This window comes from Paraburkholderia atlantica, assembly GCF_009362785.1.
In the GTDB taxonomy this organism is placed as follows: Bacteria; Pseudomonadota; Gammaproteobacteria; order Burkholderiales; family Burkholderiaceae; genus Paraburkholderia; species Paraburkholderia atlantica.
Genome location: NZ_WHNQ01000007.1, coordinates 225,459 through 241,964, shown reverse-complemented (window position 1 = coordinate 241,964; position 16,506 = coordinate 225,459). Strand labels below are relative to the sequence as shown.

Sequence of the window (16,506 nt, the reverse complement as noted above, 5' to 3'; positions counted from 1 at the left end):
ATTTCTGATCACGGGCTTTTGAGCGTGGACCGCGGTGTTCTGATCGCGCGAGTGACCGCGGTGGCAGAAGACGAGTCCATCGACGACTGAATGAGTACATCGGGCCAGTTCCGTGCCGGCATGGCGCTACCAGCGCCCCGTCCTGGAAAATGCCACGGCACTCCCCACGCTTCTATTTGGTTCCGATCACCATTGAATCCGGGCCAGCGAGCGGCTCGACGCGAACCTGTGTGAAGCCAACCTCCTTCATCCATGCGCAACATTGCGCACCGGTATAGTCGAAACCGCCCGGCGTCTCGATAAGCATGTTCAAGCTCATCAGAAGGCCGAAGGCATTCTGCCTGCGCTCATCGTCGATCACTGCGTCGTAGACGATCAGGCACCCTCCGGGAGGCAGCGCTGCGTGGCACTTCGTGAGGAGCTCCATCTTCTGCGCAAGGTCCCAGTCGTGGAGGATGTGTCCCATCACCAGCACGTCTGCCGAGGGGCACGGATCTTTGAAGAAGTCGCCCGAATGGAAACTTAGCCGCTCCTGCAGGCCGTGCGACGCCACGTACTGCTCGAACACAGGGCCCACTACTGGCAGGTCGAAACCACCGCCACGCAAGTGGGGATGCGCGAGTGCGATCTCTACGGGCAAGGCTCCTTGCGCCGCGCCAATGTCGAGGAAAGTGCGGTAGTTTTGCCAGGGAAATTTTTGCGCCATCGCCTTGGCTGGGCCTAGGCTGATCCCGGTCATCGCTTGCAGGAAGCCTCGCAGTGACGGCTCGTCGCGATAGAGTGCATCGAAGGGGTTGCCGCCGTGTTTGATCTCATTTTGCGGCATCCCCGTGCGAAGCGCTTCCGTCAGCAAGCCCCAAAACGGATACAGCCGAGCGTTGGCCATTTCCAGCAATCCACCCACGTAGCTTGCCTTGGCCTTGTCCAGAAAAAGCTCGGCATCCTGTGTATTGCGGTATTTCCCGTTTTCGCGTTCCAGCAGATTCAAAGCGACCAGCGCATCGAGAAAATCGAGTGCCGAGCGCGGATGCAGTCCGACTGCTTCTCTCAGTTCCTCAGCGTTCTGAGGCGCGATCGCAAGGCGTGTGAATACGCCGAGTTCGACTGCTGACAACAGCGTCTTGGTCGCCCAGAATCCCATGCCCAGTTGGAGCAACCGTTCAGGAGAGGGTTCGCGCTGATTCGTGGAGGCAGCCCCAGACTCCTGCCGAACCACGGGTGGTATGTTGGCCATCGTTGCTCCCGGAGCGGAAGGGCGGGTGAAGTGCCTGCTCCCATCGTAGGCGGGCCAAATTCTTTTAATGTTCGCCACCGTACGGAGCGAAGTCGAACACCTTATGTAGCGGCTAAGGCTGAACTGTGTTTGTGAGCGAACCGCTGACTGAGGTTCGAGCGAATATTTGTCCCGTATCCACGACGATCTCACCAAAAGGAGACAGCCCGATCAGCGTAAGCCGATCGGGCTGTTCCGGTCAGGCTGACCGCCCAGACCGAGGGCACGTCAGCGCACGCGCATAGCGCGGCGGCTAAGGGAGCCGCGGTATCACTTCCGCTTCGAAGTTCACGCGACGCCGACGGTCGCGCGGGCGCGCATCAATAGCCACCGCTGCTGGTGGCGCCGCTGCTGCTGCCCGACGAGCCCATGTCGCCGCCCGTGGACTGGCACGCGGCCAACGACAACGATGCGACGCCTAGCGCGATGATCACGGATACGGCCGATAACAATCTTGATACTTTCATGTAGAACTCTCCTGCACAGCCAACGCGACTGACTTGCCGCGCGGCCACGCGTTGAGCCGGCGAGTCGCGGATCGCTGGCGGCAAGTCCCGCGACGCCGGCGTTGGTTACAAAAAGGACAGGCAAACCTTCTACAAAACGGGCAAGCAACCGCTGTGCGCGGCCGACGATTCCGTTTCGCGGTTCCACGGCTCCGCGCTCTTGCACGCGACGCCTAACCTACGAACGCCAACGGCGCGCCTTTATTCCACCGCAATGGTTATTTGTGACAGGTATCGCATCGGGATGATGGACTTCGATGCGGCAAGGACTTTGCGCACGCCCCGCGACGGTTACCGGCGCTAACATTGAGATGTGTAAGGAGTACGGATGTAGACAAGATCCATGCAAACCTCACCGATCCTCGAGTCCGCGTTGACCTGTCCGCACTGCCGGTGCATGTCAGACGTGACGATGCCGACCGACGCCTGCGTCTACTTCTACGAATGCCCGAGCTGCCAAACCTTGCTTTCTCCGAAGCCCGGCGACTGCTGTGTCTTCTGTTCGTATGGCTCGGTCAAGTGCCCGTCCATGCAAGAGGCAGGTGCGTGCTGCGCGAAATCTGTCACTCAAGCCGGGCCTTGCGGTCAACGCGTAGCCTGAAAGTAGGCTAAGCGTCGACCGAAGTCGCGGGATGCATGTCGAGCTTCGCGTTGGCGTCCCTTTTAAATGGCACCGCCGCCAGCACCGATGCAAGCACCATCAGACCTCCGCCGAACCACGCCGAGGCCGAAAGATGCTCACCCAGCCATACGTATGCGAATAGCGCACCAAACGCGGGCTCGCTGCCCATCAGCAAAGCGACCCGCGTTGGGTTACTGCGCTTGACTGCAAAGTTCTGTGCGAAGAATGCGAACAACGTACAGGCGAGCACGAGGTAAGCGATGCTCGCCCAGAAGTCGCCGTGCCCACCGAGCGACGGCAGCGCATGCCAATGTTGTGACGGCAACACGAACACCGCGAGGACACTGCCCAGTGCGACGACGCCAGCCTGGAGCGCCGTCACCGACAACGGCGCAAGTTTCGATTCGCGCATCACACGCTTGGTCACGCAGACCATCAGCGCACGCAGCAACGCCGCAACCAGAATCAGCGCATCGCCTGCGCCCGGAATCATCACGCCTCCGCTGACGAACGCGGCACCCGTCAACGACAGGCCCACGGCGATCCATTCGCCGCTCGAAGGCTTTCGTCGCAGCAGCACCCATTCGACCAGCGGCGTCAGCGCGACACACAGACTGATAAGGAACGCCGCATTCGACGCACGCGTGTGCGCGATACCGAATGTCTCGGCCAAAAAGATGCTGAGCAGGATTGCGCTGGAAGCGAGCGCACCCAGCAAGGCGGACGCTTTGACGTGCCGCAGCGAGCGCAACGCCGGCGACAACAAGACGAACGTCAGCCCGAAGCGCAACGCCAGCAGACCGAGCACCGGATAGACCGTGAGCGCGCCTTTCACAACCCCATAGCTCGTCCCCCACACCATCGCGACCGCAAGCAGCATGAGGTCGGATATCCATAACGCGCTCTTTTGCTTCGACATGACGGACCTTCTGTTTTCATTCGGATGGTCCGAATTGTCGGGTATTGCACTGAAAACTATAATCCGCGGCAGCGGAACATCTTTTATGTTTGAAATGCACAAATGTAAGAACAGGTGCGAGGATCGCGATGAATCCCAATGAGCTTTTTGCGTTGCTGCCCGACATGGCAATGTTTGCGAGGGTCGTCGACGCCGGCAACTTCTCCATTGCGGCGCGGCAACTGGGCAGTACACCGTCGACTGTCAGTCGGCAGATCAAGCGGCTCGAGGACTCGCTTGGCACGCGCTTGCTCGAGCGCTCGACCCGTAGCATCCGTTTGACGGACCCGGGCGCGCAGATTTACCGGTATTGCCGGGATATGGTCGGCGCGGCGTCGGGCGCCGTCGACGTCGCTGGACAAGGAGTAGGTGATCCGCGAGGCAAGGTCAGCATCAGCGCGCCGATTTCATTTGCCAGATCGGTCATCCATCCGCTCGTTCCCGAATTTCTGCGCAGGTGGCCCGACGTGGATGTCCATCTGGTCTTCGCCGATCACGATGTCGATCCGCTGCGCGACGATGTCGATCTGGTGATCCGGCTCACGCGTTCGCCTCCGCCCGGCCTTGCTGCGCGGCGACTTGGCGCGGTCAAATGGCTTCTATGCGCGTCACCTGCGTATCTCGCGGAGCGAGGAACGCCGGCCGAGCCGCGCGACCTTGCGCGGCACGCATGCATGTATCTAGGGGAGACGGTCGACGACAATCGATGGCATTTCCGCCGCGACTCCGAGACGCAGACGGTCGAAGTCAAGGGGCGCTACATCGCCAACGATGCGAGCGCGCGGTTGGATGCAGCGCTGAATGGCCTGGGCATTGCGAGCTTGCCCGATTTTGTCGCTGCGCAGGCGATTTCGGCTGGCGACATCGTTCGTGTGCTGACCGACTGGGAGTTCGAGGCGCGTCCCTATATGGGACCGGTCTGGCTGCTGTATCCGCCGAATCGATTTTTACCGTCGCGAGCACGCGCGCTGATCGATTACCTGGTGAGTCACCTCCACGACATGTAACGAGCGCTCGATGACTGCTTACGACACCACGCGACCCGACGCGGCAGGAATCAAGACGTCGTCAGGACGGAGCCGTCGCGCACGCGCTGGCCCCGCCTGTGGCATCGGGCGCGCAGGACTGCGCGCCGCCTTTCTATTAGCCGTGGTAGAAGCCGTCGGTAACGGAGTTTTGCAGCACGCCGTCGACATAGACGGCGACAGGGTCGCCATCGGCGGTCGTGAGGATCGAGCCGACGTGCTGGCCGGGTAGCTTCATCCGGCCACCCTGAATGTTGGTCATCTCCTCGCGATCAAGTTCCGCACAGTTCTGGATGTCGTCGATGGTCAGTGTGTTCATGGGGTGTCTCCTTGAACAAGAGGGTTGTAGAAACATACAAGCGGCCGGCTGCTTAAAGCACAGTAGGCATATGTCATGCCATCCGGGCGTGACCCGCGCAGAGCGTGTCCCAAGGCGAATCGCGATGATGCGAGTTCGGGCGCGACCATCACTCAGCCAAACGAAGTCGGAAAATCGCTGACATGGCCTCGTTTTCCTGCTCCTTCACGTACTTCAGATCTGCCTGCTTCGCTGTGCGTCTGTCACTCATGTGCGTTCCCGCACATACACGTTTTGCTGCTCCCGGCCATCGCCGCCAGATCATCTAGTCTTTTTGCTGTTCGAAAGCAACTGTACCCGACGTCGCGATTCTTAATTCATCCATTGAAAGGAAAACACCCATGGACCTGAATCTGACAGGCAAACTCGCACTGGTGAGCGGCAGCACAGCCGGCATCGGTCTCGCTATCGCCAGCACGTTGGCGCAGGAAGGCGCCCGCGTAATCGTGAACGGCCGCTCGCAGTCATCCGTGGATGACGTGGTCGCGCAGCTGAAAGCGCAGACGGGCGGCGACGTGCAGGGGTTCGCCGGCGATCTCAGTACCGCCGCTTCGGCAGAAGAACTCGCGCGACGCTATCCGGGCGTCGAAATTCTGGTCAACAACCTGGGCATCTTCGAGCCCAAGCCGTTTGAAGAGATCCCCGACGCGGACTGGCTGCGGTTCTTCGACGTCAACGTCTTGAGCGGGGTACGGCTCGCCCGCCTGTACTTGCCTGCGATGAGGCAGGCCAACTGGGGGCGCATCATTTTCATCTCGAGCGAAAGCGGCGTGCAGATCCCAGCCGAAATGATCCACTATGGGATGACGAAAACCGCGCAGCTGGCGGTCGCGCGCGGGCTCGCCGAAGCCGTCGCCGGTACGGGCATTACAGTCAATAGCGTGCTGCCGGGGCCGACGAAATCGCGCGGAGTGGGTGAATTCGTGGAGTCCCTTGCCAAGGCCGATGGCAAATCATTCGAAGCGTTCGAAAAAGAGTTTTTCGAGAAGGTCCGTCCCACTTCGCTGATCAAGCGATTCGGTTCGCCGCAGGAAGTCGCGTCGCTGGTGGCCTATATCGCCAGTCCGCTTTCGTCGGCCACCACGGGAGCTGCGTTGCGGGCCGACGGGGGCGTTGTAAAGAGCGCCTTCTAGCGCAACGCCGGCATGGAGCCGGTTTTTCATGCGGCCGGTCCAACTCGGTGCAAAAGACAAGGGCGGCTCGCCATGAGCCGCCCTTTTTTCGTGCGAGGCCGTGTCGGCCGATCGGTTCGCGAATCGCTTATTTGACCGCCATTAATTCGTCGCGCACCTCGGCGCCGATCTCGAACGAGCGCAGCCGCGCTTCGTGATCGTAAATCTGCGCGGTCAGCATCAGCTCGTTCGCGCCGGTCTGCTCGATGATCGATTGCAGACCTTCGCGGATTGCGTCGCGATCGCCGAGCACCGTGCATGCGAGCGCACGCGCGACGTTGTTCAGCTCCATCTCCGATGCGTCGAGCCGCTCGACCGGTGGCTGCAATTGCCCCGGCGTGCCGCGCCGCAGATTAATGAACTGTTGCTGCAGCGACGTGAACAGGCGCGCGGCCTCCTCGTTGGTGTCCGCGGCGAACAGATTGACGCCGACCATTGCATACGGTTTCGCCAGCGTCGCGGACGGCCGGAACTGCGAGCGATACACCTGTAGCGCGCTCATCATGTAATCGGGCGCGAAGTGCGACGCGAACGCGAACGGCAACCCGAGCGCCGCGGCCAGTTGCGCGCTGTACAGCGACGAGCCGAGCAGCCACAGCGGCACATTGAGGCCTGCGCCCGGCACCGCGCGAATGCGCTGGCCGGCGACCGGTTCGGCGAAGTAGCGTTGCAATTCGACGACATCGTCGGGGAAGGTTTCGGCGCTTGCTTGCAGATCGCGGCGCAGCGCGCGGGCCGTGGTCTGATCGGTGCCGGGCGCGCGGCCGAGGCCGAGATCGATCCGCCCCGGATACAGCGACGCGAGCGTGCCGAACTGTTCGGCGATCACGAGCGGCGCATGGTTCGGCAGCATGATGCCGCCGGAGCCGACACGAATCGTCTTCGTGCCGCCGGCCACGTAGCCGATCACGACCGAGGTCGCCGCGCTCGCGATGCCGGTCATGTTGTGATGCTCGGCGAGCCAGTAACGCTTGTAGTTCAGCTTTTCGGCGTGTTGCGCGAGTGACAGTGTGTTCCTGAACGCGTCAGCGGGCGTGGCACCCGCGGTGACCGGCGAAAGATCGAGAACCGAGAAAGGGATCATTGTCTATTGATTGCGATGGCGCTTTCGCGCGATGGGGCATTGTGGCAAAGCGGCGGCTTTTCTGCTGGCGGCGCGGCGATGCCCCTGATGGCCGAAGGGTCGCCAGCATCGGTGAGGCGCGCCGAGCCGCGACGAGGGGCGACGCGTGGCGCGGAAATTGCGCTTGCGTAGCGTGTTCGCGCGGCGGTGCTTCGCAATCGCAGTTCGCTCGAATAAGCAATCCCATGACTGACCGTGCGCCGATCGGAATTCGAGAGTACGGTTTAAGTATTCGGTACGGTGACGCGACCCGTTGCCCGAAATCTGGAATGTAGCGAAGGAGTTCCCGATCCCATGAATGTCGTCAAAGAGTTTCGTACCCGGTCATTCCAAGACGTGTGCCACGCATTGCTCGACCGCGAGGAGATCGCGCTTATCGACGTGCGTGAGGAAGATCCGCACGCGCGCAGTCATCCTTTGTTCGCCGCCAATCTGCCGCTGTCGCGGCTCGAACTCGATGCGCCGCTGCGGCTGCCGCGCCTCGCCGTGCCGATCGTCGTGTTCGATGCCGGCGAAGGCCTCGCGAGGCGCGCGGCCGAACGCCTCGACGAGCTCGGCTATAGCAACGTCGCATTGCTCGAAGGCGGTCTGCAAGGCTGGCGCGAAGCGGGCGGCGAGTTGTTCAAGGATGTCAACGTGCCGAGCAAGGCGTTCGGCGAACTGGTCGAAAGCGTGCGTCATACGCCGTCGCTGTCCGCGCAGCAGGTGCAGGCGCTGCTCGATCGCGAGGCCGATGTCGTGGTGCTCGACGCGCGCCGCTTCGACGAGTTTCAGACCATGAACATTCCCGGCAGCATCAGCGTGCCGGGCGCGGAGCTGGTGCTGCGCGCGCGACAGCTCGCGCCGGACCCGGCCACGCGCATCATCGTCAATTGCGCGGGACGCACGCGCAGCATCATCGGCGCGCAGTCGCTGATCAATGCGGGCGTGCCCAATCCGGTGGCCGCGCTGCGCAACGGCACGATGGGCTGGACGCTCGCCGGTCAGCCGCTCGCGCATGGCAGCACGCGGCGCGTCGAAGGCGCGGTCGACGACGTATCCCGTCTCGCCGCGGCCGACGGCGCGCGCGTGCTTGCCGACCGGGCGCGCGTGCGCCGCACCTCGCGGGACGAAGCGCGCCGCTGGGCCGACGAGGCGGTGCGCACCGTGTATCGCTTCGACGTGCGCACGCCCGAGGAATACGAGGCAGGCCACGTGCCCGGCTTTCGCAGCGCGCCGGGCGGTCAGCTCGTGCAGGAAACCGACCTGTTCGTGACGGTGCGCGGCGCGCGCGTGATCCTCGCGGACAACGACGGCGTGCGCGCGAACATGACCGCATCGTGGCTCGCGCAGATGAACGTCGAGGTGTTCGTGGTCGATGGCCTGACGGCGGGCGATTTCGCCGAAAAGGGCGTGGCGCCGCTCGTGCGCAACGCGGTGACGCCGCCCGACGTCGACGAGATCGAGCCGGCCGAGCTCGCCGCGCTGTTGCAGTCGCCGGGAACCGTCGTGCTCGACTTCGCGAGCAGCACGAATTATCTGAAGCGGCACATTCCGGGCGCCTGGTTCGTGATCCGCAGCCAGCTTGCCGACGCGCTGCGCACGCTGCCCGATGCGAAGCGCTATGTGGTGACGTGCGGCAGCGACGTGCTCGCGCGCTTCGTCGCGCCGGAGCTCGCGGCGGCGACCGAGCGGCCGGTGCAGGTGCTGCGCGGCGGCACGCGCGCGTGGATCGACGCGGGCTTGCCGGTGGAGTCGGGCGGCGCGCGGATGGCGTCGCCGCGCATCGATCGTTATCAGCGGCCGTATGAGGGCACTGAGAACGCGCGCGAAGCGATGAGCGCGCATCTGGAGTGGGAGCATGGGCTCGTCGCGCAACTGGCGCGTGACGGCACGCACGGCTTTCGGGTGATTTGACAGGCCGGCCATCCGGCGGCCGCGCGAATCTTCTGCCGATTCGGTGTAAACGCGCTCTCGTCGAAAGCCTCCGATGCGTTTAGATTATCGGCATCTGGAAGGCTTATCGAGGGACCAGGGCGGCCGTAAAAGGCAGCGGTTTGTCATTCGGCGATGGCGCAAGGTGAGTAGCCAAGGTTGCTCATCGCTTCGTCCGGAGCAGGCCGCTGCGCGTCGTCCGCGGTGCTTCGCGCAAGGCGGCCGATGAGCCGCCGTCACTTCCGGTTGATCGTATCGACCGACATGGCGACGCTGCACACAGCGTCGCCTTTTTGCTTCTGGCGTACCCATTTCAACCACTCCCCAGCCGATCTTTAGCGCTGCGCGCAACACGTTGCGTGCGTAGCCGCACTTGTCGCGCCTGCGTTGCTCGCGGTTTTGTCCGTGCGCGGTTATCCTTGTAGTACACACTACAGACCGGCCATGCGCAGCGACCGCAGATCCCGCGTATCCGGACAGGAATCGAAGTGAGCCTCAAACCGCTGGGCGTCACGCTGCTGATAGCGTGTGTTGCGCTGACCGGCTGCGACCAACAGCAGAGCGATCAAGCCGTGCAAAAACTCAAGGACTTTTTCAACGCCGTCAAACCGGACGCGCTGTTGCTCAAGAACATGACGCCGGGCGTCACGACCGAAGCGCAAATCCTCGCGCAGATGGGCAAGCCCGAGACCACCCGCACCTTCACCGACGGCTCGAAGCGCTTCGAGTATCCGCGCGGCCCGCAAGGCCTCAACACCTACATGGTCGATATCGATCGCGACGGCAAGCTGCAGGCGATCACGCAGGTGCTGACGGCCGACAACTTCGCGAAGATCCGCTCCGGCATGACCGAGGACGAGGTGCGTCGATTGCTTGGTAAGCCTGGACAGGTCGCGGTGTTTCCACTGAAGCCGGAAACCGTGTGGAGCTGGAAATGGCGCGAGGGCGGCGTGACCGAGGAAGGCATCTTCAACGTTCACTTCGACCGGAACCAGAGGGTGTACACCACGTCACGCTCGGACGTGATCCGTGGGCGATAGGTGGGAAGAATGTCGATTAGAAGACGGCCGGATAAGCGGGCCGAAAGAGCGGGGTAGGCATGATACGTCGACGTCGATACAGCCGGATCGGGCTGGTGTTGGGGGGCGGCGCCGCGCGCGGCTGGGCGCATATCGGCGCGATTCGCGCGCTGCAGGACGCGGGCATCAAGCCCGACGTCGTGTGCGGCACGTCGATCGGCGCGCTGGTCGGCGCCGTCTATGCGAACGGCGATCTCGACTGGCTCGAGGAGTGGGTGTCGCGTCTGACGTGGCAGACGGTGGTGCGGCTGCTCGATCTGCGCATCTCGGGCGGCCTGCTCGGCGGGCGCAAGGTGATCCAGCTATTCGCCGACAAATTCGCCGGCCGCTCGATCGCGCAATTGAACATGCCGTTCGCGGCAGTCGCGACCGAACTCGACACGGGCCGCGAAATCTGGCTGCAGGACGGCAGCACGGTCGACTCGGTGCGCGCGTCGATTGCGATTCCGGGCATCTTCACGCCGGTTTGGCACAACGGCGTGTGGCTCGTCGACGGTGGGCTGTGCAACCCGGTGCCAGTGTCGGTCGCGCGCGGCATGCGCGCCGACTGCGTGATCGCGATCGATCTGAACAACGACATCCTGAACGGCCGCGACTTCGGCGGTCCGGTCATTGAAACGCCCGCGCTCGATCCCACCGCGCCGCCGCCCGTCGCGCTGCGCCGCAACGGCAAGCCGTGGCCGCGCTGGCTGGCGCCCGCCGAGGCGAGCGCCACCGACGACGTGCGCGTGCCGCCGAAGCCGAGCGCGCACGTGCCGTCGATGCTGGCCTCGATCGCGCAAAGCATCGACATCATGCAGGTGCGCATCACGCGCAGCCGGCTCGCTGGCGAACCGGCCGATATCCTGATCCAGCCGCGTCTCGGTGGCATGGGCATCTTCGATTTTCATCGCGCGGAGCCGGCCATCGAGGAGGGGCGCGCGGCGGTCGAGCACATGCTGCCGGCGATTCGCGCGCGGCTCGCGCTCGATTGAGCGCGAGCGGTCCAGCGTCGGAGCCGGCGCGCTCGCGCTAATGCAGCAGCACCGCGAGTTCGGCCGGGGCGCCTTCGAACGCGAAGGGATTGAGGAACTGGCGCCGCCACATCAGTTCGCGATCGACCTCGCTCAACTGCGCATCGGCGCAGACCGCGTCCCAGTGCTCCAGGATGACCTCGATCTGCTGGCGCGCGATCGCCAATGAGTGATTCATATGTGCTTCACAAAGCGCCTTTACGACTCATATATGAGTCAGGCTGGCCCGCGTCGGGCGGAAGGGCGCCTGCCAACGCGGTCGCCGCGGCCTATCGAAAAAGCGACCCGAACTTTGCGAAATCGCGGCGCGGCCAGGCGCGCGCCGCACACCTGACAAAACGATAACCCTCGTGATACCAAGCGCTGCGAGCGCTCAGTGCGCGTGGGCAGCGTCATGCTGCGTCGCAGCAAGGCACCCACGCGCCATTTGAGAAATTGATTTCAGCTTGCGAGACTCCGCGCCATGCCGGAGCAGCGAGCCGCCTACGCAGCAGCCGCCATCCGCGCCAATTCAACGAACCTGGATGGAGACACGCGTGTTCCTATACGGCTTTGGTCCCGTGCTGCTCGCCGGCACGCTGCAGACGATCGAGCTGTCCGTTCTGTCGCTGGCGGCCGCTGTGTTGCTCGGCCTCGCGGGCGCGGCGGCGAAACTCTCGTTCAACCGGCCGTTGCGGGCCGTCGCGACCGGCTACACGACGCTGATCCGCTCGGTGCCCGACCTCGTGCTGATGCTGCTGCTGTTCTACAGCATCCAGATCGCGGTCAACGATGTGACCGACGCGCTCGATCTGCCGCAGTTCGACATCGATCCCTTCGTGGCCGGCGTGCTGACGCTCGGCTTCATCTACGGCGCGTATTTCACCGAAACCTTCCGCGGCGCCTTTCTGGCGGTGCCGCGCGGCCAGCTCGAAGCGGGCAGCGCGTACGGCATGAGCGGCGTGCGCGTCTTCACCCGCATCCTGTTTCCGCAGATGATGCGCTTCGCGCTGCCCGGCATCGGCAACAACTGGCAGGTGCTCGTGAAGGCCACCGCGCTCGTGTCGATCATCGGTCTCGCCGACGTCGTCAAAGCCGCGCAGGACGCGGGCAAGAGCACCTTCAACATGTTCTTCTTCATCATGGTCGCTGCGCTGATCTATCTGGCGATCACCACCGTCTCGAACGTCGCGCTGATCTGGCTGAACCGCCGCTATTCGATCGGCGTGCGACACGCGGAGCTCTGAGCGTCATGATCGATATCCTCAATCAATTCTGGAAGGCGTATCTGTTCTGGGACGGGCAGCGCCTGTCGGGTCTCGCGGTCACGCTGTGGCTGCTGGTCGCGTCGATTGCGATCGGCTTCGTGTGCGCGGTGCCGCTCGCGGTCGCGCGCGTGTCGAAGAAGCGCTGGCTGTCGACGCCGGTACGTCTGTACACCTACGTGTTTCGCGGCACGCCGCTCTACGTGCAGCTGCTGTTGATCTACACCGGCGTGTACAGTCTCGCGTTCGTGCGTTCGCACAGTTTGCTCGACGCGTTCTTTCGCAGCGGCTTTCACTGCGCGATCCTCGCGTTCGCGTTGAACACCTGCGCGTACACGACGGAGATTTTCGCGGGCGCGATCCGCTCGACCTCGCATGGCGAAGTCGAGGCGGCGCGTGCCTACGGCATGAGCTGGTTCACGATGTACCGGCGCATTGTGATACCGTCCGCGCTGCGTCGCGCGTTGCCGTTGTACAGTAACGAAGTGATCCTGATGCTGCACGCGACCACGGTCGCGTTCACGGCCACGGTGCCCGACATCCTGAAGGTCGCGCGCGATGTGAACTCGGCGACCTACCAGTCGTTCAACGCGTTCGGGCTCGCGGCGTTAATTTACCTCGTGGTGTCGTTTGCGCTGGTTGCGTTGTTCCGGCGCGCCGAGCGTCGCTGGCTCGCGCATCTCGCGGTGCGCACGCATTGAGCGCGCGTTGACATTGCGGTGGGCGCCGCGCGCTTGCGCACGGCGGCGTCCGCACCAGACCGATCCGTATCTTCACAGGGAGAGCATCTTGCTCCATACCACTCAAACCGAAGCTTGCAAGCTCGCCGTACAGGACATCCACAAGCGCTACGGCGACAACGAGGTGCTCAAGGGCGTGTCGCTGAACGCGAACAAGGGCGACGTGATCAGCATCATCGGCGCGAGCGGCTCGGGCAAGAGCACCTTCCTGCGTTGCATCAATTTTCTCGAACGGCCGAACGCCGGGCAGATCGTCGTCGATGGCGAGGCGGTGAAGACCAGGACCGATCGCGCCGGCAATCTCGAAGTCGCCGATCACAAGCAGCTGCAGCGCATCCGCACGAAGCTCGCGATGGTGTTCCAGCATTTCAATCTGTGGTCGCACATGAACGTGATCGAGAACATCATCGAGGCACCGATTCACGTGCTCGGTCTGAAGCGCAAGGAAGCCGAAGACCGCGCGCGCGAATATCTGGAGAAGGTCGGGCTCGCGCCGCGTCTCGAGAAGCAATACCCGTCGCATCTGTCGGGCGGCCAGCAGCAGCGCGTGGCGATTGCGCGGGCTCTCGCGATGCATCCCGACGTGATGCTGTTCGACGAACCGACCTCGGCGCTCGACCCCGAACTCGTCGGTGAAGTGCTGAAGGTGATGCAGAAGCTCGCCGAGGAAGGCCGCACGATGATCGTGGTCACGCACGAAATGGGCTTTGCGCGCAACGTGTCGAACCATGTGATGTTCCTGCACCAGGGCCGCACCGAGGAAGAGGGCAATCCGGCCGAGGTGTTGCGCGCGCCGCGCAGCGAGCGCCTGAAGCAGTTCCTGTCCGGCAGCCTGAAGTAACGCGCGGCTCGCTGTCACGGACACCCGATGGCCCGCACGTCCAGCCCGGCTCGCACGACTCAGGTCGCGGTCGTCGCATTGCCGCCCGTGTCGATGTCGGGCGTCGGACCGATCGTCGACGCGCTCAATCTCGCCAATGAAATCGACGGCCGAGCGCTGTATCGCGTGCAGGTCTGTTCGTGGGACGGCCGCGCGGTGCCGCTGTCGGGCGGCGCGCAATGGCCGGCCGATGCCGCGTTCGGCGACGCGATCGCGTGCGACTGGCTGATCGTCGTCAGCGAGCGGTTCCAGCAGTTCGCCGACTACCGGTTGTTTCTCGCGAGCCTCGCGCGCGTCGGCCAGCGCACGCCGCTCGTCACCGGCATTCATCACGGCGTGTGGTGGCTCGCGATGGCGGGGCAGCTGTCCGGCTATCGCGTCAGCGTGAACTGGGAAACCTATCAGCAGTTCTCCGAACAGTTCGAACGCTCGATCGTCACGCAGCAGATCTTCGAAATCGACCGCGATCGCGCGACCTGCGCGGGCGGTCAGGCGACCGTCGACTTCATGCTCGCGATGATCGGCCGCGAGCACGGGCCCGAACTCGCGGAGCGCATCGCCGATACGCTCGGCGTCGGCGTGCTGCGCGCCGGCGAGGAGCGTCAGCGCATTCCGTTCGTGACCGCGCCGGGCGAGCGTCATCCGCGCCTGAACGATGCGCTGCTGCTGATGGAAGCCAATATCGAGGACCCGCTGACCACCGACGAAATCGCCGGCTTGGTCGGCGTGTCGCGGCGGCAGCTCGAACGGCTGTTTCGCCAGTATCTCGGCTCGATGCCGTCCAAATACTATCTGGGGCTGCGGCTGTCGAAGGCGCGCACGCAATTGCAGCGCACCAGCAAATCGGTCGTGCAGATCAGCCTCGCGTGCGGATTTTCGTCGGCCGCGCATTTTTCGAATGCGTATCGGGAGCGCTTCGGCGTTACGCCGCGCGAGGATCGCCGCAACTGGATCGACCGCCAGACCGGCGCGCACGGCGGCACGAGCGAGCCGCGGCCGGCCGCGCTGATCGAGCGGCCCGAACTCGATTGATGCACAGCGGCGCGCGCAATCAGGCATGGCTCGTACGCGGTCTGGAAGCCGTCTGAAAGCGAAGTAGGGGCACGCCCGGCGCGGGCGGCGCGGCCGCACCGCCGAAGCCCGACACCAGGGCGACACAAACCCGACACGAACCGCTCACAAAGTACGAACGAAACGCCTGCACGAACAGTACCCGCAATACCCGCCGTGGCGGGACGACGCGCGGAACCTCATAGAAAGCGTCGCGTATGCGCAAGACGCGCCGCGCACGGTTTCCTACACTAGCTGTATTACCTGTCACCCGTAAAAGGATTAGCCATGAACGACCTGACTGTGACACGCCAGACCTTCGACGAAGTCATGGTGCCGGTGTTTGCCCCCGCCGCCTTCGTACCGGATCGCGGTCTCGGCTCGCGCGTGTGGGACACGCAAGGCCGCGACTATATCGACTTCGCCGGCGGCATCGCCGTCACCGCGCTCGGTCATGCGCATCCGGAACTGCTGAAGGTGCTGCATGAGCAGGGCAGCAAGCTGTGGCACATCGGCAATGGCTACACGAACGAGCCGGTGCTGCGCCTTGCGAAGCGCCTCGAAAGCCTGACGTTCGCCGATCGCGCGTTCTTCGCGAACTCGGGCGCCGAAGCGAACGAGGCCGCGCTGAAGCTCGCGCGCCGCGTCGCGGTCGACCGTCACGGCGCGCAGAAAGACGAAATCATTTCGTTTACGCAGTCGTTCCACGGGCGCACGCTGTTTACCGTCAGCGTCGGCGGCCAGCCGAAGTATTCGGAAGGCTTCGGCCCGGTGCCGGCCGGCATCACGCATCTGCCGTACAACGACATCGCAGCGGCGAAGAAGGCGATCGGCGCGCAGACTTGCGCGGTGATCGTCGAGCCGATCCAGGGCGAGGGCGGCGTGATCCCGGCCGATCCGGCGTTTCTGAAGGCGCTGCGCGAAGCGTGCGATCAGCACGACGCGGTGCTGATTTTCGACGAAGTGCAAACCGGCGTGGGCCGCAGCGGCTACTTCTACGCGTACCAGGACACCGGCGTGACGCCCGACATCCTGACCACCGCGAAGGCGCTCGGCAACGGCTTCCCGATCGGCGCGATGCTGACCACCAAAGAGCTCGCCGCGCACTTCAAGGTCGGCGTGCACGGCACGACCTACGGCGGCAATCCGCTCGGCTCGGCGATCGCGGAAAAAGTGGTCGAGCTCGTCAGCGACCCGAAGCTGCTCGAAGGCGTGCGCTCGCGCAGCGAAGTGCTGAAGGGCCACCTCGCGAAACTGAACGAGCGCTTCGGGCTTTTCACCGAAGTGCGCGGCAAGGGCCTGCTGATCGGCGCCGAACTGAACGACGCGTATCGGGGCCGCGCGAAGGACTTCGTCACCGCGGCCGGCCAGCACGGCGTGATCATGCTGATGGCGGGCCCGGACGTGCTGCGCTTCGTGCCGTCGCTGATCATGCCGCTCGACGACATGGCCGAAGGCTTCGCGCGTCTCGATAAGGCGTTCGGCGAACTCGTCGGCGCGAACGCGCAGGCGGCGTCGCGTTGATGTTCAGGCAGCTCCGCACGCCCAC

General features: G+C 64.0%; 17 protein-coding genes. 11 read left to right on the top strand and 6 right to left on the bottom strand.

What is annotated here, in order from left to right; genetic code table 11:
• Window positions 1-172 precede the first annotated feature (172 nt).
• Both GCT19_RS13235 and GCT19_RS42730 read right to left on the bottom strand, forming a co-directional pair.
• Complete coding sequence (locus tag GCT19_RS13235; RefSeq protein WP_152852192.1) at window positions 173-1,234, bottom strand: methyltransferase; 1,062 nt, start codon at window positions 1,232-1,234, stop codon at window positions 173-175.
• Between the two features lie 359 nt (window positions 1,235-1,593).
• Window positions 1,594-1,740 carry a hypothetical protein gene (locus GCT19_RS42730; RefSeq protein ID WP_013089077.1) on the bottom strand — a complete coding sequence of 49 codons (147 nt, stop codon included), beginning with the start codon at window positions 1,738-1,740 and terminating at the stop codon, window positions 1,594-1,596.
• Between the two features lie 382 nt (window positions 1,741-2,122).
• Between GCT19_RS42730 and GCT19_RS43305 the strand changes: the two genes are divergently transcribed.
• Entirely contained in the window at window positions 2,123-2,380 is a 258-nt protein-coding gene (locus GCT19_RS43305; RefSeq protein WP_152852191.1) for a GDCCVxC domain-containing (seleno)protein, read from the top strand.
• 7 nt (window positions 2,381-2,387) lie between these two features.
• Here the strand turns inward: GCT19_RS43305 and GCT19_RS13225 are convergent, their stop codons facing one another.
• Entirely contained in the window at window positions 2,388-3,320 is a 933-nt protein-coding gene (locus tag GCT19_RS13225; RefSeq protein ID WP_152852190.1) for a DMT family transporter, read from the bottom strand.
• Between the two features lie 128 nt (window positions 3,321-3,448).
• Between GCT19_RS13225 and GCT19_RS13220 the strand changes: the two genes are divergently transcribed.
• Window positions 3,449-4,366 carry a LysR family transcriptional regulator gene (locus tag GCT19_RS13220; RefSeq protein WP_152852189.1) on the top strand — a complete coding sequence of 306 codons (918 nt, stop codon included), beginning with the start codon at window positions 3,449-3,451 and terminating at the stop codon, window positions 4,364-4,366.
• A 136-nt stretch (window positions 4,367-4,502) separates the two neighbouring features.
• Here the strand turns inward: GCT19_RS13220 and GCT19_RS13215 are convergent, their stop codons facing one another.
• Window positions 4,503-4,703 carry a hypothetical protein gene (locus tag GCT19_RS13215; protein ID WP_018432320.1) on the bottom strand — a complete coding sequence of 67 codons (201 nt, stop codon included), beginning with the start codon at window positions 4,701-4,703 and terminating at the stop codon, window positions 4,503-4,505.
• Between the two features lie 380 nt (window positions 4,704-5,083).
• Between GCT19_RS13215 and GCT19_RS13210 the strand changes: the two genes are divergently transcribed.
• Window positions 5,084-5,875 carry an SDR family NAD(P)-dependent oxidoreductase gene (locus GCT19_RS13210; RefSeq protein ID WP_152852188.1) on the top strand — a complete coding sequence of 264 codons (792 nt, stop codon included), beginning with the start codon at window positions 5,084-5,086 and terminating at the stop codon, window positions 5,873-5,875.
• A gap of 127 nt (window positions 5,876-6,002) precedes the next feature.
• Here the strand turns inward: GCT19_RS13210 and GCT19_RS13205 are convergent, their stop codons facing one another.
• Window positions 6,003-6,998, bottom strand: a complete 996-nt coding sequence (locus GCT19_RS13205) for an LLM class flavin-dependent oxidoreductase (protein ID WP_152852187.1) — start codon at window positions 6,996-6,998, stop codon at window positions 6,003-6,005.
• A gap of 333 nt (window positions 6,999-7,331) precedes the next feature.
• Between GCT19_RS13205 and GCT19_RS13200 the strand changes: the two genes are divergently transcribed.
• The 3 genes from GCT19_RS13200 to GCT19_RS13190 all read left to right on the top strand — a co-directional run bounded on the left by GCT19_RS13200 (window position 7,332) and on the right by GCT19_RS13190 (window position 11,004).
• The gene (locus GCT19_RS13200) at window positions 7,332-8,933 is read left to right on the top strand and encodes a rhodanese-related sulfurtransferase (RefSeq protein ID WP_152852186.1); all 1,602 of its coding nucleotides are present in this window, start codon (window positions 7,332-7,334) and stop codon (window positions 8,931-8,933) included.
• 506 nt (window positions 8,934-9,439) lie between these two features.
• Window positions 9,440-9,991: an outer membrane protein assembly factor BamE domain-containing protein gene (bamE, locus tag GCT19_RS13195; protein WP_184248294.1), complete on the top strand. Its 552-nt coding sequence runs from the start codon at window positions 9,440-9,442 to the stop codon at window positions 9,989-9,991.
• Between the two features lie 59 nt (window positions 9,992-10,050).
• Complete coding sequence (locus GCT19_RS13190; protein WP_026228068.1) at window positions 10,051-11,004, top strand: patatin-like phospholipase family protein; 954 nt, start codon at window positions 10,051-10,053, stop codon at window positions 11,002-11,004.
• Window positions 11,005-11,041: 37 nt separating this feature from the next.
• Here GCT19_RS13190 and GCT19_RS13185 read toward each other — a convergent pair whose 3' ends face one another.
• Window positions 11,042-11,221: a hypothetical protein gene (locus GCT19_RS13185; protein ID WP_018432313.1), complete on the bottom strand. Its 180-nt coding sequence runs from the start codon at window positions 11,219-11,221 to the stop codon at window positions 11,042-11,044.
• A gap of 358 nt (window positions 11,222-11,579) precedes the next feature.
• Between GCT19_RS13185 and GCT19_RS13180 the strand changes: the two genes are divergently transcribed.
• The 5 genes from GCT19_RS13180 (at window position 11,580) to GCT19_RS13160 (ending at window position 16,481) form a co-directional block, all read left to right on the top strand.
• Entirely contained in the window at window positions 11,580-12,269 is a 690-nt protein-coding gene (locus GCT19_RS13180) for an ABC transporter permease (protein WP_026228067.1), read from the top strand.
• 5 nt (window positions 12,270-12,274) lie between these two features.
• A complete protein-coding gene (locus GCT19_RS13175) occupies window positions 12,275-12,988 on the top strand; it encodes an ABC transporter permease (protein WP_013089088.1) in 714 nt (237 codons plus the stop codon).
• A gap of 88 nt (window positions 12,989-13,076) precedes the next feature.
• Window positions 13,077-13,868, top strand: coding sequence for an ABC transporter ATP-binding protein (locus GCT19_RS13170; protein ID WP_018432310.1), 792 nt, complete (start codon window positions 13,077-13,079; stop codon window positions 13,866-13,868).
• A 27-nt stretch (window positions 13,869-13,895) separates the two neighbouring features.
• Complete coding sequence (locus GCT19_RS13165) at window positions 13,896-14,939, top strand: GlxA family transcriptional regulator (protein WP_018432309.1); 1,044 nt, start codon at window positions 13,896-13,898, stop codon at window positions 14,937-14,939.
• A 306-nt stretch (window positions 14,940-15,245) separates the two neighbouring features.
• Window positions 15,246-16,481: an aspartate aminotransferase family protein gene (locus GCT19_RS13160; RefSeq protein ID WP_152852185.1), complete on the top strand. Its 1,236-nt coding sequence runs from the start codon at window positions 15,246-15,248 to the stop codon at window positions 16,479-16,481.
• The last annotated feature ends 25 nt before the right edge of the window (window positions 16,482-16,506 follow it).